Source organism: Flavobacterium sp. GCM10023249 (assembly GCF_042653365.1).
GTDB lineage: Bacteria > Bacteroidota > Bacteroidia > Flavobacteriales > Flavobacteriaceae > Flavobacterium.
The window spans coordinates 356819-377458 of record NZ_JBHSHZ010000006.1 but is presented as its reverse complement, the minus strand read 5'-3'; the positions used below and the strand labels follow the sequence as shown (position 1 = coordinate 377458).

Genomic DNA, 20640 nt, shown 5'->3' with positions numbered 1-20640 from the left:
ATAGTAACAAAGGTAACTTTAGTTTAGGACTTCAAAAAATCAAATAACGCATTAAAGTATTCTTTTTCGGCATCGAGCCATCCATAATGACCACAATTATCTAAGAATATGACTTTTGAATTTTTAAGAATCTTATGTGCGATTTCTGCAGTTTCTGGTTTTATTACATCCTGTTTGCCTTGAATAATTAGAACAGGCTGAGTAAAGTCTTTAAGTTTTGGTTTACAATCGAATTTAATCTTGTTCAAATCATCCCAAACCAATTCGTTAATTCTAGAATTACCTTGTGTAAGTCTTTCAGCTAGTATAGGTACGTATTTTTTGTTGTATAAGTAAGCAGGAGCCAATGCTCTTCCTCTACCTAGCAAAGTTTTTTTTGAGGTGTCACCTGCAGCTATTTTGGCACTGAAATAATTTAAGGAATCGCGTTCTATTTTGCTGAGTTTGGATGTGATATTGGTCGAAACATAAGTGGTTAGTCCCAGATCTATTCCGCCAGAGGCAGAAAAAACAATCTTTTGAATACTCTCTGGATACATTGTAGCATAATGCGCAACCATGATTCCGCCAAATGAATGGCCTAGAATGGACCACTTTTCTATTTTTAGATGCTTGCGGAGCGATTCGATATCTTCAGCCATTAGTTTAATGGTAATGGTTTCTGAATTTAGTTCTTTTAAAGTTGATTTGCCTGTGCCTCGTTGATCGTATACAATCGTTTGGTATTTTTCACCCAAGGTTTTGGCTAAAAACTCAAATCCATTGCTATTCATGCCCGGTCCGCCATTGATGATTAATAAAGGTTCGCCTTTTCCATAGATTTTATAAAAGGTTTGCGTGCCGTCAATGTTAGGAGAGTAGCCTTCGGTTTGGGCATTTACCTGTAAAGCTGTAAAAACTAAAAAGAAGTATATTATTTTTTTCATTATTCTGAATTAAGGAATAAAAATAAATAAAAACGTCCTACAAAGTAGGACGTTAACAAATCTTTAGTTTTATAATTTCAATATCCAATCACTCATTTTGTCGAGTACTTTTGGAGCTATGGTTTGTTCGATTTCAGCATATTCTGAAAAAGCACCAGTTTTGCATTCTTGGAATAAATGATTGAGACCTTCGAAAGCAACAACTTCGTATTTTTTGTTACCCGCTTTCGTTAATCCCTTTTTGAAACCTTCCAGATTGCTTTTAGCATCTACTTGGAAGTCTTTGCTTCCATTGATAGCTAATACTGGTATTTTGATTTTTGAAATATAATAATGCGGATCAAATTTTAAGAAGTATAAAAACCATGGACTGGTAATTTGCTTAATTTCTGATTTAGCTTGCTCTTCAATTTTATCGGATTTAATTACTTCGGAAGGATATTGTTTTAATTCATAGATGTAAAAATTTTCCAAGTCTTTAGCGAGTTCTTTCCCTTTGTAGTTTTCAATAAAAGCATATAGTTTTTTAGAAGTCAAAACATCAAGTTTTACTTTTTCAGGATTTTCACCAGATAATAATCCTCCTTGTTCGATTTGTTGCAGCATTAAATCTGTTATTTTAATCCCAGGACCAGCCATTGAAATGATAAATTTCACATTTTTATTCATAGTTGCCACCATTGGAGCAATCATTCCGCCTTCGCTATGGCCCAATAACCCAATGTTAGTGTATCCTTTTTGCTGTAAAAAATCTACTGCCGAGTTAATGTCTGTTGCAAAATCTGCTGTGGTCGATTTTTTGTCAACCTTACTCGATCCACCAATTCCGCGATCATCTAAACGAAGAGTTGCAATTCCTTTTTTTGCAAAATCATCGGCAATAACTGCAAATGGTTTGTGTCCGAAAAGTTCTTCATCACGATTTTGTCCTCCGGAACCCGTAATCATAATAACAATTGGTAGGTTTTTTTTGTCACTCGGCGTTGAGATAGTTCCTGCTAAAGTGTTTTTATCAATCGGATTAACAAAACTAACCTCTTCTGTTTTGTAATTGAAAGGTTCTTTAGGAGTTTGTGGGCGATTGAAAGTATATTCCTTTTTTGTTTGATTTTTATCCAAAACCAAAGGAATTTCTATATTGCCTTGTTTGAATGTACCTTCTATTTTTCCATTGTTATAATTTCCTTTGTATGAAATACCTAAATCGGATGCTTCAATACTAAGTGTATTGTTTTCAAAAAGTGTGTTTTTAACCGGAATGTCTTTCGCTCCTTGTTTCGGACTGTCTAATGTAGTTTTCAAAAGAGTGCCTTCCGTTTTGATATTGAAAACCAAAGGTAATTTCATACCTTGAATTTCTAATTCTCCAAACCAACTTCCATTGATGTCTTGGGAAAAAGTTAATAGAGGGAAAAATAATAGCAGGAGAAGTGCAAATGTCTTTTTCATAGTGTTCGTTTTTTGATTCATGATTTTGATGATTATAAAAGGTGTCTGATAAGATATTGTGTAATTCCTTCAGAAACCAAGAGTACAAATCCGAAGGCGGCCCAGTGTTGCCATTTTTTTGTATTGGTTGCTGTTTTGAATCCGTTTACTAGTAAAACAATTGCATATGCCAAACACAATAGTATAGCAATTCCAAGAACAGCACTCATTATGATTTCTAATGGGTTGGAGAAAATTTTTTCTGGAGTATGGATGTTCTTTTTGACTTTATCGTTAAAATCGGCAGGTAATATCACATAGCTTATAAAAGCCACTATATATATTGGGAGTCGATACCAAAAAGCTGTATTTAATATATCTACAAATCTCGTTTTGGAATTAAGATATTTTCCTAATGCGAAAAGCAATAGTGTTACTACACTAATATCAATTGTATTTTCTAAAGCAACAGTAAGTAATTTACTGTCCTCTATAAGATGCATGTCGAGAGTGCCGTTGAAGGAACTGTTGCAGTAATAGCCTATGAAAGTTCCTGCTACTGATAGAACAATGCCACTTAACAGCAGTTGTTTTTCTGAAAAGATTGAAAACGGATTAAAAATTGTTTGCCAGTTCATAATGCTTATTTCATTTTTTGAATTTTGTCAATTAAATCGTCCATTTTGTTGCGCATGGTGGGATAAGAAAGATCTGCTTGTTTTGCCATTTCTTTAATACTTCCGCTAGTAAGGAAAAACTCCAAAATGAATTCTTGCTCATCACGACTAAGTTTGAGGTATAAAGGCAGTTCATAATTGCCATTGACTTCAGTGGTGCACTGATCACATTTCATTTGACTTACACGGAGTGCGCTTTCACAGCTTGGACATACGATAGGTAACTTCATAAGTATCTCGTTAAATAAATTTAAATAGTACTACTGCAAATGTATGAATTTATCAAATGAATTTTAATAAAGTTAAAATATTTTTTAATAAAGTTAAAATTATAGTGACATTGATTAAAAAAAAGCCCCACAATCGTGAGGCGTCTTTTCTCTTTATTCTTTACTCTTTTTTCTAAATTAAGAATTCATCAAACTTTCAATTTCATCGGCTTCAATTGGAATGTTGCGCATTAAGTTGAAAGGTTCGCCTTTTTCTTGAATCACAACATCATCTTCCAAGCGGATTCCAAATCCTTCTGCCGGAATGTAAATGCCGGGTTCAACAGTAAACACCATGTTGGCTTCCATCGGTTCGTGCAATAATCCGTAATCGTGCGTATCCAAACCTAAATGATGTGAAGTGCCGTGCATGAAATATTTTTTATACGCTGGCCAGTCTGGGTTTTCATTTTGTACATCGGCTTTGTCAATCAAACCTAATCCCAATAATTCGGATGTCATGATTTTACCTACCTCAATATGGTATTGTTTCCAAAGTGTTCCAGGAACTAACATTTTAGTTGCTTCGTTCTTCACGTTCAAAACTGCGTTATAGACGGCACGTTGTCTTTCGGTGTAACGACCTGAAACCGGAATGGTTCTGGTTAAATCACTCGAATAATTGGCGTATTCAGCTCCTACATCCAATAGTAGTAAATCACCCGCTTTACATTGTTGGTTGTTTTCAATATAATGCAAAACATTAGCATTGTTTCCCGAAGCGATAATCGGAGTATACGCAAATCCTTTGGAACGGTTACGTAAAAATTCGTGAGCCAATTCGGCTTCGATTTCGTATTCCATTACGTTCGGTTTAACGAAAGACAAAAGTCGGCGAATCCCTTTTTCAGTGATATTACATGCGTTTTGGATTAAATCAATTTCTTCACTTTCTTTAATTGAACGAATGCGTTGTAAGATAGGGTTCGATTTTTCAACTTTATGTGCAGGATACGTTTCTTTCCACCATTTGATGAATCTTGCCTCACGCGTTTCTGTTTCGATAACAGCGCGATAATGTTCATTAGTGTTAATATACATCGTATCGGCGTATGCCATGATTTCTTTTAAAGTCTTGTGGAAATCTTGCAACCAAATCACGGTTTTGATTCCAGAAACTTCAAAAGCACGCTCTTTGGTTAATTTTTCACCTTCCCAAACTGCGATATGATCATTGGTTTCTTTTAAGAATAATATTTCTTTTAGATGCTCATAAGGTGCATCAGGAAATAACAATAGGATACTTTCTTCTTGATCTACTCCGGATAAGTAGAAAATGTCGCGATGCTGAGCGAAAGGCAATGTGCTGTCTGCAGAAACTGGATAAATATCATTCGAATTGAAGATAGCAACTCCGTTTGGTTTCATTTGTGCTGTGAATTTTCTTCTGTTTTTGATGAATAAATCACGAGCTATCTGATGGTATTTCATAAAACTATATTTTTTAGAATACCAAAGTTACATAAACCGAATAAGTATCAATCAGCCAAATGGCGTTATTTTATATTCTTTCTGATTCGACTCATATGCCGACTCGAAATTCCAAGAAATGAGGCTAAATAATGTAGCGGAATTTCTTTCAAAAGTGTAGGCTCATTTTGCAATAATTTTTGATACCGTTCCTCAGGGGTGAGTGTCAGTAAATCAATTCGATAGTCATCAATCAGACAAATTTGCTTTTCGATTAAATCATAATAAAACCGATGGAATTCCTCGTTTTGATCTCTTAATATTTTGAAGTCATGCAAATTGATAACCATCAAACGAGTGTCTGTTAATGCTTTGATGTTTTTTCTGGAAATTTCTTCAAATAGGAAACTTTTGAGCGAAGAAGTGATGGTTTTTTTTAAGGCCAAATAGGTTGTTTTTTCCTCTTCTTCTACTAGTATGGAATGTTGTAAAATGCCTTCTTCCACAAAACAGAAATAAGGACAAATTTCGCCCTCTTTTACTAAATAGTCGTTCTTTTTTAATAGCAACGGACTAAAATTGCCTTTAAATCGTTCTATTGATAGGGTGTTCGTGCCATCAAAAAAAGAAGAAAGTGTGTGTGTGATTTTTGTGGTTTGCATCAATTGTATTCTTTTTCCAAATTTAAAAAACTAACGCGGTTTGTTTTCAATTTTATGATTACTTTAGTTTTATCTGTAATTAATTCATTATTCCTATGAATCTAAAAAAATTTCTAAGCTGTTTGCTTTTTGGAATGCTATTTTTATCCTGTGATGATAAAGACGATACGCCGCCTTATCAAGGTCCGTTTTTGATTGTGAAATTTAAATTTGATCCCAATCAAGAGCGTTTGAATAACCTTGGGCAACCTTCAACAGTTTCGGCTGGAAATGCAGCGCAATCTCCGGTATTTAATTCGATAAGTTCGCATTATTTGGAATTAGCTCCTTTGGCAACAACACAATTAGGTCAAGGTGAAATCTTATACCATGCTCCGGAAACTACAGCAGGTGGAGAACGTGCAATTGATTTCAGTAAATCCAAAATTGTAGCTGAAGGTGAAACTTTTTTGGCAATACCAATTCGACAAATTCAGGCGGGAAGTTATGAATGGGTGAGATGTTCGTTGGCGTATCAGAATTATACTATTAACATATGGAATTCGGGAGCAAATTTGGTGGGAAATCTAGGAAGTTTCGTTGGGTTTAATACTTATATCACAACTCACAGTTTGGGTGCTTCCAATTTTACTGTGAATGGCAATCGCAAACAAGGTTATTGGGCTTTAAGTGTTTCAGGTTTGCCGTTTTCAGGACAGTCCCCGGAAGGAGCTACTACGGTTCCCAACCCATTAGCGTCAACTTCTCCAATACCGGCAGGTTCTTGTGTGGTTACTGGTAAATTTGCTGAAAAATTAGAGATTACGGGCAATGAAACGCAAGATATTGTGGTGACCTTGTCTTTGTCTGTCAATAACAGTTTCGAATGGGAAGAAGTCAATACAGATGGTAAATTTGAACCCAATGCTGGTGAAAATGTAGTAGATATGGGTTTGAGAGGATTGATTCCTTCATTTGTGAAATAGCGTATTGATTTTTTTATAGATAATTTTGACTGTAAACTTTTGTAAATCAACAAAAAAATAAGTCATTTTAAATTCATTATAAATAAGGGGAATTGGGTTGTAGATACAGTCAAATTCCCTTATTTTTGTTTCAATTTTTTTACAACCAATTATCTAACAAATATTATGGCAAAATCTGCACTTTTAAAGTCATCATTAGCAAAAAAATATTGGATGGCTCTTACGGGTTTATTTTTATGCTTGTTTTTGGTCGGTCACTTAGCTGGTAATTTACAGTTAATTTTCGGCGACGCATTGCAATTCAACAAGTATGCGTTGTTTATGACGACCAATCCTGCGGTAAAATTACTTTCTTACTTAACGTACATTTCAATTGTTTTCCACGCTGTTGATGGAATCATGTTGACGATTCAAAACAAAAAAGCACGTCCTATTGCTTACGCAATGAGCAGTCCGCAAAACAGCAGTTCTGTGGCGTCAAGAAACATGGCGGTTTTAGGTACAGTGATTTTAGTGTTCATAGCAACACACATGACTAATTTCTGGGCAAAAATGCACTTTTCCGAAATGCCATTGCAAAAAACAACGATTGAATTACAACCAGGTATGGCTCAGGATTTCTATCTAACAACAGATGGCGGTTATGTTCCTGTTGATGAGACTGCCTATGTCGTGAAAAATAAAACAGAAATCTATGACGCTAAATTGAATATCAAACTTAAAGAAGCGTACAAAGATTTGCACAAAATTACTTTCGAATTCTTTAAAGATCCAAAATGGGGATTACCATTTACGATTTTTTATGTTTTATCAATGCTAGTGTTAGGATTTCACTTATGGCATGGTTTCCAAAGTGCATTCCAATCTTTGGGTATCAATAATAAGTTCACACCGGCTATCCAATTATTCGGTAAAGGATTTGCAATCATCGTTCCTTTTTTGTTTGCAGTTATCCCAGTTTGTATTTATTTTAATCTTGTTGTAAAGCACTAATATATGAAGTTAGATTCTAAAATACCAGAAGGTTCTATTTCAGAGAAATGGACTAATCATAAAAACCATTTAAAATTAGTTGCACCTAATAACCGTCCTAAAATTGATGTTATCGTTGTAGGAACAGGTTTGGCTGGAGCGTCTGCTGCTGCTTCTTTAGGTGAAATGGGATACAATGTAAAAGCATTTTGTTTTCAGGATTCTCCACGTCGTGCGCATTCAATCGCGGCTCAAGGTGGCGTAAATGCTGCTAAAAATTACCAAAACGACGGTGACTCTGTTTACCGTTTATTCTATGATACAATTAAAGGTGGAGATTACCGTGCACGTGAAGCTAATGTACATCGTTTAGCGGAAGTTTCAGGAAATATTATCGACCAATGTGTGGCACAAGGAGTCCCTTTTGCACGTGAGTACGGAGGTTTGTTGGATAACCGTTCGTTCGGTGGTACTCAAGTACAGCGTACATTCTATGCAGCGGGTCAAACAGGACAACAATTGTTATTGGGTGCTTACTCTGCATTGTCTCGTCAAATCGGTTTAGGTCGTGTGAAAATGTACAATCGTCACGAGATGTTAGATATTGTAAAAGTGGATGGTAAAGCTCGTGGAATTATTGCTCGTGATTTGGTGACTGGTGAAATTCAACGCCATTCTGCTCACGCAGTAATCATCGCGTCTGGTGGTTATGGTAACGTATATTTCTTGTCGACAAATGCTATGGGAAGTAACGTAACCGCTGGATGGAAAATCCACAAACAAGGTGCTTTATTCGCAAACCCATGTTATGTACAAATTCACCCAACATGTATCCCAGTTCATGGAACCAATCAGTCGAAATTAACATTGATGTCTGAATCGTTACGTAACTCTGGACGTATTTGGGTACCAAAGAAAAAAGAAGATGCACAAGCAATCCGTGAAGGAAAACTAAAACCTACGCAAATTGCAGAAGCAGATAGAGATTATTACTTGGAAAGAAGATATCCTGCTTTCGGTAACTTAGTACCACGTGACGTTGCTTCACGTGCCGCTAAAGAGCGTTGTGATGCCGGTTACGGAATCGAGGCAAACGACACCAACGAAGGAGTTTACCTAGACTTCTCTTCTGAAATCATTTCAAAAGGAAAACAAGCGGCTTACGCTAAAGGAAATCATAATCCTACCGATGCAGAAGTTACTGCTTTAGGAAAACAATGGTTGGAAGAAAAATATGGTAACCTATTTACCATGTACCAAAAAATTACAGACGAAAATCCATACGAAACGCCAATGAAAATCTATCCTGCAGTTCATTATACTATGGGTGGTGTTTGGGTTGATTACAACTTGCAATCAACAATTCCAGGATGTTTCGTAGCAGGTGAAGCCAATTTCTCTGATCACGGAGCAAACCGTTTGGGAGCTTCAGCTTTAATGCAAGGTTTAGCAGACGGATACTTTGTGCTGCCATATACTGTTTCTAACTATTTGGCCGATGAAATCCGTACTGGAAAAATCTCTACTGAGTCTGCTGAATTCGTTGAAGCAGAAAAGAGAGTAAAAGATCAAATCAATTTCTTCTTGAATAACAATGGAACGAAATCGGTTGATCATTTCCATAAAGCTTTAGGAAACATTATGTGGAATAAAGTAGGTATGGGAAGAAATGCGCAAGGATTAAATGAGGCTATTGCCGAAATTGATGCTTTACGTAAAGAATTCTATAAAGATGTTTTTGTTCCTGGTTCTGCTGATGAAATGAATACAGAATTGGAAAAAGCAATTCGTGTTGCCGATTTCATGGAATTGGGTCAATTGATGGCAATGGATGCATTACAACGTGAAGAATCTTGTGGTGGTCACTTCCGTGAAGAGCATCAGGATGCTGAGGGAGAAACCTTACGTGATGACGAAAACTTCTCGTTTGTTGGAGCTTGGGAATACCAAGGGGAAGACATCAATAAAGAGGTATTACACAAAGAAGAGTTGAAATACGAATTCATCAAAATCGCTGCACGTAACTATAAATAATTAGTTGACGGCTATAAAAAAATAAGATTATGGCATCTAAAAAGAATATCAATATAAAATTGAAAGTTTGGCGTCAGAAAAACGCTAAAACTTCAGGAAGTATGGAGTCATACCAACTGGATAATGTTTCTACTGACAGCTCGTTCTTAGAAATGTTGGACCAATTGAATGAACAATTGGTTAATGAAAGAAAAGAACCAATCGCATTCGATCACGACTGTCGTGAAGGAATTTGTGGTATGTGTTCATTATACATCAACGGACGCGCACACGGACCAGATACAGGAATTACTACTTGTCAGTTGCATATGCGTATGTTCAACGACGGTGATACAATCTATGTAGAGCCATGGAGAAGTAAAGCGTTCCCAGTAATCAAGGATTTAGTGGTTGATAGAAGTGCTTTTGATAGAATTCAGCAAGCTGGTGGTTTCGTTTCGGTAAACACTTCGGGTAATACTATTGATGCGAATACAATTCCAGTGCCTAAAGCCGATGCTGATAAAGCTTTCGAAGCAGCAGCATGTATTGGTTGTGGAGCTTGTGTGGCGACTTGTAAAAATGGTTCTGCTATGTTGTTTGTTGGTGCTAAAGTATCTCAATATGCATTATTACCTCAAGGTAGAGTAGAAGCTACTGACCGTGTGTTAAATATGGTTCGTCAAATGGATGAAGAAGGATTCGGTAACTGTACGAATACCGGTGCTTGTGAAATCGAATGTCCAAAAGGTATTTCATTGGAGAATATCGCTCGCATGAACAGAGAATATCTGAAAGCAAGTTTGATAAAATAATGAAAAGCGTCTTCGGACGCTTTTTTTAATGGTTCGATTTTTGTTAATTTAATTCAAAAAGAATAATGAAAAGTATATATCTATTGTTTCTATTGGTTTCTACACTAGCATTTTCACAAACCGACGAAGAAAAGGCAGAAAAGAAAAGGAAAATTGAAGCAGAAAAGGCTTCTTTGCCTAAACCTTACCAAGAAATGGAAGATGCTGATAGCAAAGTGAAAGAACTGTTGGGTGTGGCCAAAGCGGAAAATAAAAATATTATGATCCAAATTGGTGGAAATTGGTGCGTATGGTGTTTACGACTGAACGATTTCGTTCAAAAAACGGAGGTATTGAAAAGTACAATGGATGAAAACTACATTTATTATCATTTGAATTGGTCTCCCAAAAATAAAAACGAAAAATTCTTCAGCCACTATAACGGTAACCCAGGCGAAAAAATGGGATACCCAGTTTTTATGATATTGGATTCCAATGGTAAAGTGTTGCATGTTCAAGAAACTGGTTCTTTGGAAGAAGGAAAAGGATACAGTCAAGAGAAAATCAAAACTTTCTTAGATAGTTGGAAAGTTAAAAGTTGATAAACTCTCTATTGGCATAATTCTAAAAGCATCTGTATTTACAGATGCTTTTTTGTATGAAATAACTGTAAGTATTGCTTATGAATTCCTATCTTTCGCAAAAAGGATAAAAAAATTAAGATGACTTTAAATTTAAAAATAGTAGCATTGGTGTTTTTTGTGATGTTTTCAAACATGATGTTGAAAGCACAAGAAAAGGGAATCAATATGAAGAACAAGGAAAATGGGAAAACTGTTTTTTTGAAAGAAAACAAAAGAGTAGCTGTTAAAACGGATAGTGGTAAAGTTTTTAAAGGTCGTTTTAAAATCGTTGATGATAAGTCTATTGCTACACGTAAAGACACTATCGCTTTGACCTCAATTGCTAAAATTAAAAGACGTCCTGTAGGTTTATCTATTGCTTCTGGTTTGCTTGTTGTAGGAATTGGTACACCCGTTACGATTGTGTCAATTGCATATGGTGGTTACGCTGTATTGTTAGTGCCAGTCGGAGTTACGATTGATGGTATAGGATTGGCATTGCCTGCTTTTGGTAAAAGATACAAAGAAAATAATTGGGATTATGTTATCTCAAATAAATGAACTATCATCGATGTGATGAGATAATTAAAAGTTAATTATATGTAAAAAGCATTCTGAAAAAGAATGCTTTTTTTATGTTTACGTATGAAAAAACTTCTATTTTTTTGCTTTTTGCCTTTGTTGGCTGAGGCTCAGGTAAGTAACCAAAACGTAAATATAGAACCCAAAGGGAAGTGGTATTTTGGTGCAGAATTAGGTTTGAATAGTATACCTTCTTTTGCTAACAATGGAACAAAACATTCCTTTCAAGGTGGTTTAACGGCTGAATATTATTTTGCAAAGCAATGGAGTGCCATTGGAAGGATTAAATATTTTAAAACAGGTGTTTCTTTTGTTGAAGACGAAGCGAATGGCATTTTTGATGGAGCTGTTGTCTCGGTTCCGGTTGATCTGAAATGGGAATTTACTATTCATAAAAACCTTAAAGGAAATTTGAAATTAGGTGCAGCCTATAACCATGAAATTAAAAGTGATTATCGTTTTCCTGAAGGAAAAGAAACCGACTTTTCAAAATCATTCTTCAGTATGAATTCAGGTGCCGGAATAAGTTATTTCGTTTCTCCTAAAATGGCTTTTTACATCGATTTGGAAGCGTATCGCTTAGGTGGTTACAAAGGTAACACAGGCGGTATAATGGGGAATAATTATTACACAGATAATAACCATTTCAATTTAGGCGTAAAATATAACTTTAATTGATTCATTACCTCATTACAAACACACCCAAATACTACAAGGTTTTTATTTGGATGTGTTTTTGTATTTTTAACATATGAAAATAGCCATTATCCAGTCTGATATTGTTTGGGAAAATCCAATTGCCAATCGGAATCATTTCGAAGAAAAAATTAATGCAATAAATGACGTTGTTGACCTTATAGTGTTACCCGAAATGTTTTCCACGGGTTTTACCATGAATCCGTCAGCGGTTGCAGAAGCAATGGATGGCGAAACCGTTTCGTGGATGATTTCTTTGGCTAAAACGAAAAATACTGCCCTAACAGGCAGTCTGGTTATTGCCGAAAACAATAACTATTATAATCGGATGGTTTTTGTCTTTCCAGATGGAAGACTGAAAACTTATGATAAACGTCATCTCTTCACTTTGGCTAAAGAGGAACAGGTTTTCACTCCAGGGAAGGAAAAAGTGATAGTTGAGTATAAAGATTGGAAAATATGCCTTCAAATATGTTACGATTTACGTTTTCCTGTTTTTACCCGAAATGTTGAGCATTACGATCTGCTCATTTATGTGGCCAGTTGGCCCAAACCACGCATCAATGCCTGGGATATTCTGCTAAAAGCGAGAGCTGTCGAAAATCTTTGCTACACTATCGGAGTTAATCGAATTGGGTTCGACGCCAATCAATTGGAGTATATTGGGCATTCTCAAATTATTGACTATCTAGGAAATTTCACTATAGAACCGTTTGAAACGGAAGCAGTCAAAGTGATTGCTTTGGATAAAAATACCATGTTAGAAACCCGTAATCGTTTGAACTTTCTTAACGATAAAGATACTTTTCAACTATTCGAAAAAAAGATAAATTCTTTGAGGATTAATCATCAAAAGGATAACTGATGAATTGATGTCAGTTACCTAAGTCAATATCCTGATTGACATCCCAATTGGCTCGTACATCGATTTCGGTTGGGAAATGAAAAACTTCCTCAGCTTGTCTGTTTTGCAAAAAGCTACCGGTATCACGCTGACCGTTTTTATTTTCGTCATAAATTATTCGGAGCGAGTATTTTTGTGGTTCAATCAATAAAAACTCTACAACAGGATTGCTCTCAGTATATTTAGTAGCTAAAACTGTTCCTTTATTATCGGTCAATTCAATTACTAAAGGGAATGATTTGACATTTTTCAGATTCAATTTCAAATTACCGTAATCAGCGTACGACCTTGTCGATAAATCTATTTTCACCAATTTATTGACTTGTCCCAAATAATCTTCAATGGCTTTAGGCATCATTGTAAAGGTGTATTTTTCATTCGGTTCTTTGTCGAACTTAACTTCAAGATCCTGATTGAATTCATCGTAATTTAGGGAGAATTTAACAGCAGTTGAATCACTTTTTACAAGTTTCATTAAGGTAATGTCAAATTTTTCCAAAGGTGTATTTGAATTTAACTTGAATACATCGTTGAATCCAATGTTGCCTCTGTATTTGCTCGAAAGGCTAATCGTGTCTTGTTTTAAACCGCGTGTTTTTATAGTGTATTCTTTGCGATAATCTTCTTTAGAAACATTCAGTTGTATTGAATCTTTTTGTAAAGGAGAAAACCAAATCTGAAGCGAATCTTTATCCTTCATCTTGGTGGTTCTAATCTTGAAATCCTGATTTTGACGGAGTGCAGTTATCTTTGCGTTTTTGAAATCACCTTCATAACCCATCGTTATTCTATTTGCCGAAGTCTGAGTCGGTTTTTTGGTTTTGAATTTCGGTACTTCTTTGAAAAGCTCCAATTCAAAAATTGCATTGTCAGGAACTGTAATCGTCTGGTTGTAAAACCCAATCTTGTCTGTATTGGGGTCAAATTTGTAGTTTGCAGTTTTTTCCTTTAAAGCAATAAGTTTGTATTTTCCAGCTTTAACATTTTCGATTTTAAATGTTTTTAAACTGTCTAAAGTGTTCGTCGTGTATCTTGGAGTTTGCTTGTAAATGATGGAGTCATTGTAGTTGGTGTCTACTTCATAAAGCATTACATTAACATAAGAGTCTGCTTCTTTTTCGTAAGAATCTTTGATGATTCCTTCAATGCGAAGTGAATCCAATTCGGATCCAGTAGAGAAAACATATTTGAATTGTGATAAGATATTGTCTTCATTATTGTCGCGAATGCTTTCTCCAAAATTAAAACTATAGGTTGTGTTGGCTTGTAAAGTATCGTTGATTTTAATGGTAATCTGTTTGCTGGCACTCCCTTGAGGAAGCACAGTAATTTGATTTTTCATTAGTGGTGAAACAATAAGATTTTTTTGTAAATCTTTTACTTTTACGTATTCATCAAAATTAATTTTGATGGTTTTTTGATTGAAATTTGTAGATAGATTCTCTGGATTACTCGAAACAATTTTAGGCGGTGTAACGTCTTTCTCACCACCAGTAATGGAGCCTCTTTTGGCACAAGCGACCAAAAATAGTAGAGCAATAGTTGTATAGCTTAAAAACTTAAGTTTTCTCATTCAGATTGTTTTACAGTGCAAAATAACCACTTTATTTAGTGTTAATGAAATATTTTTGGAATGTTTGCAATTTTACGACTCCGAAAAGGCCATTGTGACAATACTTACTTTGGCTCCAGGAATTTTCAAAATGGCGCGTCCGCAACTTTCTAAAGTGGCGCCTGTAGTTAAAACGTCATCAACAATAAGAAAGTGTTTGTTGTGATGTTGCTCATCGAAATGTATGTCAAAAGTATTTTCAGCTAAATTGGATCTAGAGGTCAGATTCTTTTTGGATTGACTAATAGTGTGATGGTTTCGAAACAGCAAATCATTGTTAACGTTAATGTTGAGTTCTTTGCCAAGTGCATTGCAAAATGTAGTTACTTGATTATAGCCGCGTTCTTTAAGCCTTTTTTTGTGTAATGGTACAGGGATAATATAGTCGGCCGACTTTATAACGGATTGCTGTGCTAGTTCTTCAGCATACCATTCGCCAAGTATCGTTCCGATGTGTTGCTGATTTTTGTATTTTAAATTGTGGATAAGTTGTTGAGTAACACCTTTTTTATGATAATAAAACATAGAAGAAACATGTTGTGTAGGAATTCTTCCATAAAATTTTTTGTAGGCTTCATTTTCCTTAAAAGCAGTATGATTTGTAAGAGGAATCTCATGTCGGCATACCGTACATAGGTGATTTTCAGATTCTAAAATAAATTGACTGCAACCAGAACAAACTTTGGGGTAAAATAAGTTTAACAAATATTTAAGCATTTCGTCGATTTTTTTTTTTCTTTCTCGTGTAATCAGATAAATTTAGAAAAAATAAATTAATTAGGCCCTGAGTATGACGGTGAAAATTCCTACAGTGGTATTGAAATTGACTTCAGTTGCACTTATGTCTGCAACTTTTGTGTTTGCCCTAAAATATTACGATTCTAAAAATCAAAACAAAAAACTTGAAGAAAATATAAGACTTGATAGGGAAACCTATACCAATGAGTTAAAAGAAATTTTGAATCGTTATGATTCTGAAGTGCTGAAAAATAAACAGTTGTTGGAAGAAAGAGGTGTAGTAGTACAGGAGCAAGTAGTGTCTTCAGGTAAAAATGTTTATCGTCTTGAGAAGCGATTAGTTCCGATTGATAAATTGGTTAAAAAGACCAAAACAGATTCCTTTCAAGTGATTTTGGATAGACAAATTGAAGAAAATAAAGACTTGTCAGATCAGTTGAAAAATTTGTCCGAGAAAAACAGAGAACTACAAAGAAAGAATAACGATAATGAGGCGGTACTCGCCGTTTCTAAAAATCTTACTGCAACGAACGTAACTGCAAACGGAATTAAGATTGTATCCAATAACATTATTGAAACCAAACGTTTTAATGCTACCGAACAAATTAAGGTTTGTTTTACTTTGTTGGAAAATAAGGCAGCAGTAAAGGGATATAAAGATGTATACATTCAAGTGGTTAATCCTGATGGTAAAGTAGTGTCTCAAAATGGAGAGTTTATGGAATCCGGAGAACGATTACTAAATTTCAGCGCAAAAACCAATGTGTATTATGACAATGAAGAATTGGACGTTTGTGTATTCGTGGATCCTAATAAAAAAGATATGTCTAAAGGTGACTATGAAATCAACATCTATTCAGGAATTAACCTGATTGGAAGTACTGTATTTTCATTAAAATAATACGATTTGTCACTTTTCAATTAAAAACCAACTTTCATCTCATATAAATTGTAATACAAAACGGATTTTTTAAGTCCGTTTTTTTTATTTTTGCACCACTATGGCAAAACAAGAAGATTTATTTAAAAATGTAGTTTCGCATGCAAAAGAGTATGGATTCATTTTCCAATCGAGCGAAATTTATGATGGTTTGAGCGCAGTATATGATTATGCTCAAAACGGAGTGGAATTAAAAAAGAATATTAGAGACTATTGGTGGAAATCAATGGTGCAGATGCACGAAAATATTGTGGGTATCGATGCTGCTATCTTCATGCATCCTACCACATGGAAGGCATCAGGTCACGTTGATGCTTTCAATGATCCATTGATCGACAACAAAGACTCTAAGAAAAGATACCGTGCCGATGTTTTAATTGAGGATTATGCCGAAAAATTAAACCAAAAAGCACAAAAAGAAATCGAAAAGGCAAAAGGTCGTTTCGGTGATGCTTTCGACGAAGCGCAATTCGTGGCTACTAATGAAAGAGTAAAAGGGTATTTAGACCAGAAAAATGCAATTCTCCAAAGAATGGCAAAAGGTTTGGATACTGGTGACTTGGCCGATGTAAAAGCCTTAATTGAAGAGTTGGAAATCGCTTGTCCGGATTCAGGTTCTAAAAACTGGACGGAAGTACGTCAGTTCAATTTGATGTTCGGAACAAAATTAGGAGCTTCTGCTGATACGGCTATGGATTTATACCTACGTCCGGAAACAGCTCAAGGTATTTTCGTTAATTTCCTGAATGTTCAAAAAACGGGACGTATGAAAATTCCATTTGGTATTGCACAAACGGGTAAAGCATTCCGTAATGAAATCGTAGCGCGTCAATTCATTTTCCGTATGCGCGAATTCGAACAAATGGAAATGCAGTTCTTTGTGAAACCAGGTGAAGAAATGAAATACTACGAGTATTGGAAAAATACACGTTTGAATTGGCATTTATCATTAGGATTAGGTAAAGAAAATTACCGTTTCCACGATCATGAAAAATTAGCGCATTATGCAAATGCCGCTGCCGATATCGAATTCAATTTCCCATTCGGATTCAAAGAATTGGAAGGAATTCACTCGCGTACCGACTTCGATTTGAAAGCGCATGAAGAGTTTTCAGGTAAAAAAATGCAATATTTCGATACCGAAGAAAACAAAAACTACACGCCATACGTAGTGGAAACTTCAGTTGGTTTGGATCGTATGTTCTTAGCGGTATTCTCAAAAGCGTTGCAAGAAGAAACTTTGGAAGATGGTTCTACAAGAACAGTTTTGCGTTTGCCTTCGGTTTTAGCGCCAACCAAAGCAGCTGTATTGCCATTGGTGAAAAAAGATGGATTGCCTGATGTTGCCAAACAAATTATAGAAGATTTGAAATGGGATTTCAATGTAGCTTACGATGAAAAAGATGCGGTAGGTCGTCGTTACCGTCGTCAGGATGCCTTAGGAACACCTTTCTGTATTACAGTCGATCATCAAACTTTAGAAGATCAAACAGTAACTATCCGTCACCGTGATTCAATGCAACAAGATCGCGTTGCGATTGCTGATTTAAGAGGAATTATCAGTAACGAAGTTTCCATGAGAAACTGGTTGATGAAAATGTAGTTTTATTAAATACCCAAAATATAAAAATCCCAAATTCCAGTTAAGGTATTTGGGATTTTTTATGATGTTTAAATTGGAATTTAGTTTTTGGAATTTGTTGTTTACGCCTGCAACTCATGCAAACGTTTTACATACTTCCCAATCACATCAAATTCTAAATTCACTTTTGTGCCTACTTTAAAACTATTGAAGTTGGTGTGCTCATAAGTATAAGGTATAATCGCAACACTGAATTCGTTCAGCTTTGAATTGACCACAGTCAAACTGGTTCCGTTTACAGTAATTGATCCTTTTTCGATTGTGATGTTGTTTAATGATTTGTCGTATTCGAAAGTAAAATACCAACTTCCATTGGCTTCTTCGATGTGTTTGCAAACTGCCGTCTGATCCACATGACCTTGAACAATATGACCGTCCAATCGGTCACCTAGTTTCATGGCACGTTCTAAATTTACCTTGTCACCAACATTCCAATCGCCCAAATTGGTTTTTTCGATAGTTTCTTTAATGGCAGTAACGGTGTATTTGTCGTTTTCTATGTTAACCACGGTTAAACAAACGCCATTGTGCGCCACACTTTGGTCAATTTTTAATTCTTCTGTGATTGAAGATTGTACGGTAACGTGAATATTTTCACCTTCTTTTTGAAGTGATTGTATAGTTCCGAGAGTTTCTATGATGCCTGTAAACATTAACTGATTAATTTTAGTAAATTTGCATTCAAAATTAGCAATAAATACATTGAACTGATGACAAAAAGACCAGAAAATATAATTATAGGTATCTCTATTGGTGATTTGAACGGAGTGGGAAGCGAAGTCATCCTGAAGTCGTTTGAAGATACACGTATGCTGGAACTGTGTACGCCGGTGATTTTTGCTAATGTTAAAATTCTTTCTTTCTTGAAAAAGAGTTTGAATCTGAATGTCAACCTTCATGGCATCGATAAAATAGAACAAGCTTTGACTGGAAAAATCAATGTCCTTAATATTTGGCGTGAAGGAGTGAATGTTGAATACGGTAAAGTAGATGAAAATGTCGGGAAGTATGCTGTGAAATCTTTTGTTGAAGCGACTAAAGCTTTAAAAGAAGGAGCAATTGATGCTTTGGTTACTGCGCCTATCAATAAATCGAATATTCAATCGGAAGAATTTTCTTTCCCAGGACATACTGATTATTTGGATCAGGAATTGGAAGGTGATGCGTTAATGTTTATGATTCAAGATAATTTACGTGTTGGATTGCTTACAGATCATGTGCCGCTTAATGAGGTGGCGAAACATTTAACAGAAGAATTGATTCGTAAAAAAATAAAAACCATTCACCAGTCCTTGATTCAGGATTTTGGAATTAACCGTCCTAGAATTGCAGTTTTAGGTTTAAATCCGCATTCAGGTGACAATGGTGTGATTGGAGATGAAGAAGAAAAAGTGTTGAAGCCAGCTATGAAAAAGATTTTTGAGGAAGGTATTTTGGTTTTTGGTCCTTTTTCAGCAGATGGATTCTTCGGAAGTAATCAATACGAAAAGTACGATGCAGTCATTGCAACCTATCATGATCAAGGTTTAATTCCGTTTAAAACCTTGTCTTTTGGAAAAGGAGTAAATTATACCGCAGGATTAAATAAGATAAGAACTTCTCCAGATCATGGAACTGGTTTTGACATTGCCGGAAAAGGAATTGCAGAGCATCAGTCTTTTTTGGAAGCAATTTATGCGGCCATTGATATTTTTAAATCACGAAATGACTATAAAGATATCGTTGCGAATCCTTTAAAAGTGAAAGAAAAGCAGTTATAAACAAAAAAATGTTTATAACCCTTTTGAATTTATAAATTATTTATATCTTTGCACACCCTAATTGAGGGACAAATTGTTGTTAGGATGAAACGCTGTAAAGAAAAATTTCTTTATTTAAAGGGTTAAATCACAAAGCGTTCCATCTGATGCCTATAAAAAATGTAGATTGATCAGATGAAAGTTACAAATGAATATTTAATTCCATATGTGGGATTAAAGCTTGGGAAACATCAGTTTGAATACCAAATTAGTAAGGCGTTCTTTGATCACTTTGAGTACGACGAATTTGATTCGGCCGACATAAAAGTGAATTTGGTTTTAGAAAAGCAAAGTTCGATGCTTGAATTGAATTTCAAGCACAACGGAACCATAAATGTTCCTTGCGATTTGACAAATGAACCGTTTGATTTGCCTATTAAAGGAAAATTGAAATTGGTTGTTAGATTTGGAGAAACGTATAACGATGACAATGAAGAATTGTTGATTCTTCCTTTTGGAGAACACCAAATTGATGTCATGCAGTACATTTATGAAATGATTGTCTTGTCTATTCCATTAAAAAGGATTCATCCCGGAGTGAAGGATGGAACGTTGAAAACGGACGCGATGGATAAGTTGAATACTATCGAAGTCAAAGACGAAGAAGAAATAAAAGAAGAAGAAATTGACCCGCGTTGGGCAGCATTAAAGAAACTATTAACGGATAAATAATTTTGTAAAATGGCACATCCTAAGAGAAAAACCTCGAAAACAAGAAGAGACAAAAGAAGAACTCACTATAAAGCAACTGTTGCTCAAATCGCAACTTGTCCAGTAACTGGAGAAGCGCATTTATACCACAGAGCTTACTGGCATGAAGGTAAAATGTATTACAGAGGTCAAGTAGTTATTGATAAATCAGTAGCTGTTGCTTAATACGTTTTAGTAAAAAGAAAATCGAACTCTCACTCGAAATGTGAGAGTTTTTTTGTTGGATAGAACCGAAATTATTTTTCAAAGAACTTAATGTCTTTGTTTTAAAGTTTTT

General features: G+C 35.3%; 22 protein-coding genes. 13 read left to right on the top strand and 9 right to left on the bottom strand.

Annotated features, from left to right (window positions below; all coding sequences use genetic code 11):
- Positions 1-23: 23 nt before the first annotated feature.
- The 6 genes from ACFO7M_RS03290 to ACFO7M_RS03265 all read right to left on the bottom strand — a co-directional run bounded on the left by ACFO7M_RS03290 (position 24) and on the right by ACFO7M_RS03265 (position 5372).
- Positions 24-926: an alpha/beta fold hydrolase gene (locus tag ACFO7M_RS03290; RefSeq protein WP_379734002.1), complete on the bottom strand. Its 903-nt coding sequence runs from the start codon at positions 924-926 to the stop codon at positions 24-26.
- 69 nt (positions 927-995) lie between these two features.
- Positions 996-2375, bottom strand: a complete 1380-nt coding sequence (locus ACFO7M_RS03285; RefSeq protein ID WP_379734000.1) for an alpha/beta hydrolase family protein — start codon at positions 2373-2375, stop codon at positions 996-998.
- 32 nt (positions 2376-2407) lie between these two features.
- Positions 2408-2992: a YIP1 family protein gene (locus ACFO7M_RS03280; RefSeq protein ID WP_379733998.1), complete on the bottom strand. Its 585-nt coding sequence runs from the start codon at positions 2990-2992 to the stop codon at positions 2408-2410.
- A 5-nt stretch (positions 2993-2997) separates the two neighbouring features.
- Positions 2998-3261, bottom strand: coding sequence for a DUF2089 family protein (locus tag ACFO7M_RS03275; protein WP_379718132.1), 264 nt, complete (start codon positions 3259-3261; stop codon positions 2998-3000).
- A gap of 177 nt (positions 3262-3438) precedes the next feature.
- A complete protein-coding gene (locus ACFO7M_RS03270) occupies positions 3439-4731 on the bottom strand; it encodes an aminopeptidase P family protein (protein ID WP_379718134.1) in 1293 nt (430 codons plus the stop codon).
- A 65-nt stretch (positions 4732-4796) separates the two neighbouring features.
- A complete protein-coding gene (locus tag ACFO7M_RS03265; RefSeq protein ID WP_379718136.1) occupies positions 4797-5372 on the bottom strand; it encodes a Crp/Fnr family transcriptional regulator in 576 nt (191 codons plus the stop codon).
- 95 nt (positions 5373-5467) lie between these two features.
- On the opposite strand from ACFO7M_RS03265, the gene ACFO7M_RS03260 reads away from it, so the two are divergent.
- The 8 genes from ACFO7M_RS03260 (at position 5468) to ACFO7M_RS03225 (ending at position 12882) form a co-directional block, all read left to right on the top strand.
- Complete coding sequence (locus ACFO7M_RS03260; protein ID WP_379733997.1) at positions 5468-6337, top strand: hypothetical protein; 870 nt, start codon at positions 5468-5470, stop codon at positions 6335-6337.
- A gap of 165 nt (positions 6338-6502) precedes the next feature.
- Positions 6503-7330, top strand: a complete 828-nt coding sequence (locus ACFO7M_RS03255) for a succinate dehydrogenase cytochrome b subunit (protein WP_379733995.1) — start codon at positions 6503-6505, stop codon at positions 7328-7330.
- Positions 7331-7333: 3 nt separating this feature from the next.
- Positions 7334-9343, top strand: a complete 2010-nt coding sequence (locus ACFO7M_RS03250; protein WP_379718142.1) for a fumarate reductase/succinate dehydrogenase flavoprotein subunit — start codon at positions 7334-7336, stop codon at positions 9341-9343.
- Between the two features lie 29 nt (positions 9344-9372).
- On the top strand, positions 9373-10137 hold the full coding sequence (locus ACFO7M_RS03245; RefSeq protein WP_379718144.1) for a succinate dehydrogenase/fumarate reductase iron-sulfur subunit: 765 nt from the start codon (positions 9373-9375) through the stop codon (positions 10135-10137).
- A 65-nt stretch (positions 10138-10202) separates the two neighbouring features.
- On the top strand, positions 10203-10718 hold the full coding sequence (locus ACFO7M_RS03240; protein WP_379718146.1) for a thioredoxin family protein: 516 nt from the start codon (positions 10203-10205) through the stop codon (positions 10716-10718).
- 120 nt (positions 10719-10838) lie between these two features.
- A complete protein-coding gene (locus tag ACFO7M_RS03235; protein WP_379733994.1) occupies positions 10839-11300 on the top strand; it encodes a hypothetical protein in 462 nt (153 codons plus the stop codon).
- An 84-nt stretch (positions 11301-11384) separates the two neighbouring features.
- Positions 11385-11999 (top strand): outer membrane beta-barrel protein, encoded by a 615-nt coding sequence (locus tag ACFO7M_RS03230; protein ID WP_379733992.1) that lies wholly within the window; start codon positions 11385-11387, stop codon positions 11997-11999.
- A gap of 73 nt (positions 12000-12072) precedes the next feature.
- Positions 12073-12882 carry a nitrilase family protein gene (locus ACFO7M_RS03225; protein ID WP_379733990.1) on the top strand — a complete coding sequence of 270 codons (810 nt, stop codon included), beginning with the start codon at positions 12073-12075 and terminating at the stop codon, positions 12880-12882.
- Between the two features lie 10 nt (positions 12883-12892).
- On the opposite strand, the gene ACFO7M_RS03220 is transcribed toward ACFO7M_RS03225, so the two are convergent.
- Positions 12893-14494, bottom strand: coding sequence for an Ig-like domain-containing protein (locus ACFO7M_RS03220; protein WP_379718154.1), 1602 nt, complete (start codon positions 14492-14494; stop codon positions 12893-12895).
- A gap of 72 nt (positions 14495-14566) precedes the next feature.
- The gene (locus tag ACFO7M_RS03215; protein WP_379733988.1) at positions 14567-15250 is read right to left on the bottom strand and encodes a ComF family protein; all 684 of its coding nucleotides are present in this window, start codon (positions 15248-15250) and stop codon (positions 14567-14569) included.
- A 73-nt stretch (positions 15251-15323) separates the two neighbouring features.
- Between ACFO7M_RS03215 and ACFO7M_RS03210 the strand changes: the two genes are divergently transcribed.
- Positions 15324-16172 (top strand): hypothetical protein, encoded by an 849-nt coding sequence (locus ACFO7M_RS03210; protein ID WP_379718158.1) that lies wholly within the window; start codon positions 15324-15326, stop codon positions 16170-16172.
- A gap of 100 nt (positions 16173-16272) precedes the next feature.
- Positions 16273-17814 (top strand): glycine--tRNA ligase, encoded by a 1542-nt coding sequence (locus tag ACFO7M_RS03205; protein WP_379718160.1) that lies wholly within the window; start codon positions 16273-16275, stop codon positions 17812-17814.
- A 101-nt stretch (positions 17815-17915) separates the two neighbouring features.
- On the opposite strand, the gene ACFO7M_RS03200 is transcribed toward ACFO7M_RS03205, so the two are convergent.
- Positions 17916-18506 carry a riboflavin synthase gene (locus ACFO7M_RS03200; protein ID WP_379733986.1) on the bottom strand — a complete coding sequence of 197 codons (591 nt, stop codon included), beginning with the start codon at positions 18504-18506 and terminating at the stop codon, positions 17916-17918.
- Between the two features lie 57 nt (positions 18507-18563).
- On the opposite strand from ACFO7M_RS03200, the gene pdxA reads away from it, so the two are divergent.
- The 3 genes from pdxA to rpmF all read left to right on the top strand — a co-directional run bounded on the left by pdxA (position 18564) and on the right by rpmF (position 20528).
- On the top strand, positions 18564-19613 hold the full coding sequence (gene pdxA, locus ACFO7M_RS03195; RefSeq protein ID WP_379718164.1) for a 4-hydroxythreonine-4-phosphate dehydrogenase PdxA: 1050 nt from the start codon (positions 18564-18566) through the stop codon (positions 19611-19613).
- A 174-nt stretch (positions 19614-19787) separates the two neighbouring features.
- Positions 19788-20324, top strand: a complete 537-nt coding sequence (locus ACFO7M_RS03190; protein ID WP_379718166.1) for a YceD family protein — start codon at positions 19788-19790, stop codon at positions 20322-20324.
- 9 nt (positions 20325-20333) lie between these two features.
- Positions 20334-20528 (top strand): 50S ribosomal protein L32, encoded by a 195-nt coding sequence (gene rpmF / locus ACFO7M_RS03185; RefSeq protein ID WP_073308476.1) that lies wholly within the window; start codon positions 20334-20336, stop codon positions 20526-20528.
- Positions 20529-20640: the final 112 nt, after the last annotated feature.

What these genes read in the sequence shown, in the direction of transcription:
- ACFO7M_RS03290 (WP_379734002.1), bottom strand. Translation starts at nt 926, where the DNA reads ATGAAAAAAATAATATACTTCTTTTTAGTTTTTACAGCTTTACAGGTA.
- ACFO7M_RS03285 (WP_379734000.1), bottom strand. Translation starts at nt 2,375, where the DNA reads ATGAAAAAGACATTTGCACTTCTCCTGCTATTATTTTTCCCTCTATTA.
- ACFO7M_RS03280 (WP_379733998.1), bottom strand. Translation starts at nt 2,992, where the DNA reads ATGAACTGGCAAACAATTTTTAATCCGTTTTCAATCTTTTCAGAAAAA.
- ACFO7M_RS03275 (WP_379718132.1), bottom strand. Translation starts at nt 3,261, where the DNA reads ATGAAGTTACCTATCGTATGTCCAAGCTGTGAAAGCGCACTCCGTGTA.
- ACFO7M_RS03270 (WP_379718134.1), bottom strand. Translation starts at nt 4,731, where the DNA reads ATGAAATACCATCAGATAGCTCGTGATTTATTCATCAAAAACAGAAGA.
- ACFO7M_RS03265 (WP_379718136.1), bottom strand. Translation starts at nt 5,372, where the DNA reads ATGCAAACCACAAAAATCACACACACACTTTCTTCTTTTTTTGATGGC.
- ACFO7M_RS03260 (WP_379733997.1), top strand. Translation starts at nt 5,468, where the DNA reads ATGAATCTAAAAAAATTTCTAAGCTGTTTGCTTTTTGGAATGCTATTT.
- ACFO7M_RS03255 (WP_379733995.1), top strand. Translation starts at nt 6,503, where the DNA reads ATGGCAAAATCTGCACTTTTAAAGTCATCATTAGCAAAAAAATATTGG.
- ACFO7M_RS03250 (WP_379718142.1), top strand. Translation starts at nt 7,334, where the DNA reads ATGAAGTTAGATTCTAAAATACCAGAAGGTTCTATTTCAGAGAAATGG.
- ACFO7M_RS03245 (WP_379718144.1), top strand. Translation starts at nt 9,373, where the DNA reads ATGGCATCTAAAAAGAATATCAATATAAAATTGAAAGTTTGGCGTCAG.
- ACFO7M_RS03240 (WP_379718146.1), top strand. Translation starts at nt 10,203, where the DNA reads ATGAAAAGTATATATCTATTGTTTCTATTGGTTTCTACACTAGCATTT.
- ACFO7M_RS03235 (WP_379733994.1), top strand. Translation starts at nt 10,839, where the DNA reads ATGACTTTAAATTTAAAAATAGTAGCATTGGTGTTTTTTGTGATGTTT.
- ACFO7M_RS03230 (WP_379733992.1), top strand. Translation starts at nt 11,385, where the DNA reads ATGAAAAAACTTCTATTTTTTTGCTTTTTGCCTTTGTTGGCTGAGGCT.
- ACFO7M_RS03225 (WP_379733990.1), top strand. Translation starts at nt 12,073, where the DNA reads ATGAAAATAGCCATTATCCAGTCTGATATTGTTTGGGAAAATCCAATT.
- ACFO7M_RS03220 (WP_379718154.1), bottom strand. Translation starts at nt 14,494, where the DNA reads ATGAGAAAACTTAAGTTTTTAAGCTATACAACTATTGCTCTACTATTT.
- ACFO7M_RS03215 (WP_379733988.1), bottom strand. Translation starts at nt 15,250, where the DNA reads ATGCTTAAATATTTGTTAAACTTATTTTACCCCAAAGTTTGTTCTGGT.
- ACFO7M_RS03210 (WP_379718158.1), top strand. Translation starts at nt 15,324, where the DNA reads ATGACGGTGAAAATTCCTACAGTGGTATTGAAATTGACTTCAGTTGCA.
- ACFO7M_RS03205 (WP_379718160.1), top strand. Translation starts at nt 16,273, where the DNA reads ATGGCAAAACAAGAAGATTTATTTAAAAATGTAGTTTCGCATGCAAAA.
- ACFO7M_RS03200 (WP_379733986.1), bottom strand. Translation starts at nt 18,506, where the DNA reads ATGTTTACAGGCATCATAGAAACTCTCGGAACTATACAATCACTTCAA.
- pdxA (WP_379718164.1), top strand. Translation starts at nt 18,564, where the DNA reads ATGACAAAAAGACCAGAAAATATAATTATAGGTATCTCTATTGGTGAT.
- ACFO7M_RS03190 (WP_379718166.1), top strand. Translation starts at nt 19,788, where the DNA reads ATGAAAGTTACAAATGAATATTTAATTCCATATGTGGGATTAAAGCTT.
- rpmF (WP_073308476.1), top strand. Translation starts at nt 20,334, where the DNA reads ATGGCACATCCTAAGAGAAAAACCTCGAAAACAAGAAGAGACAAAAGA.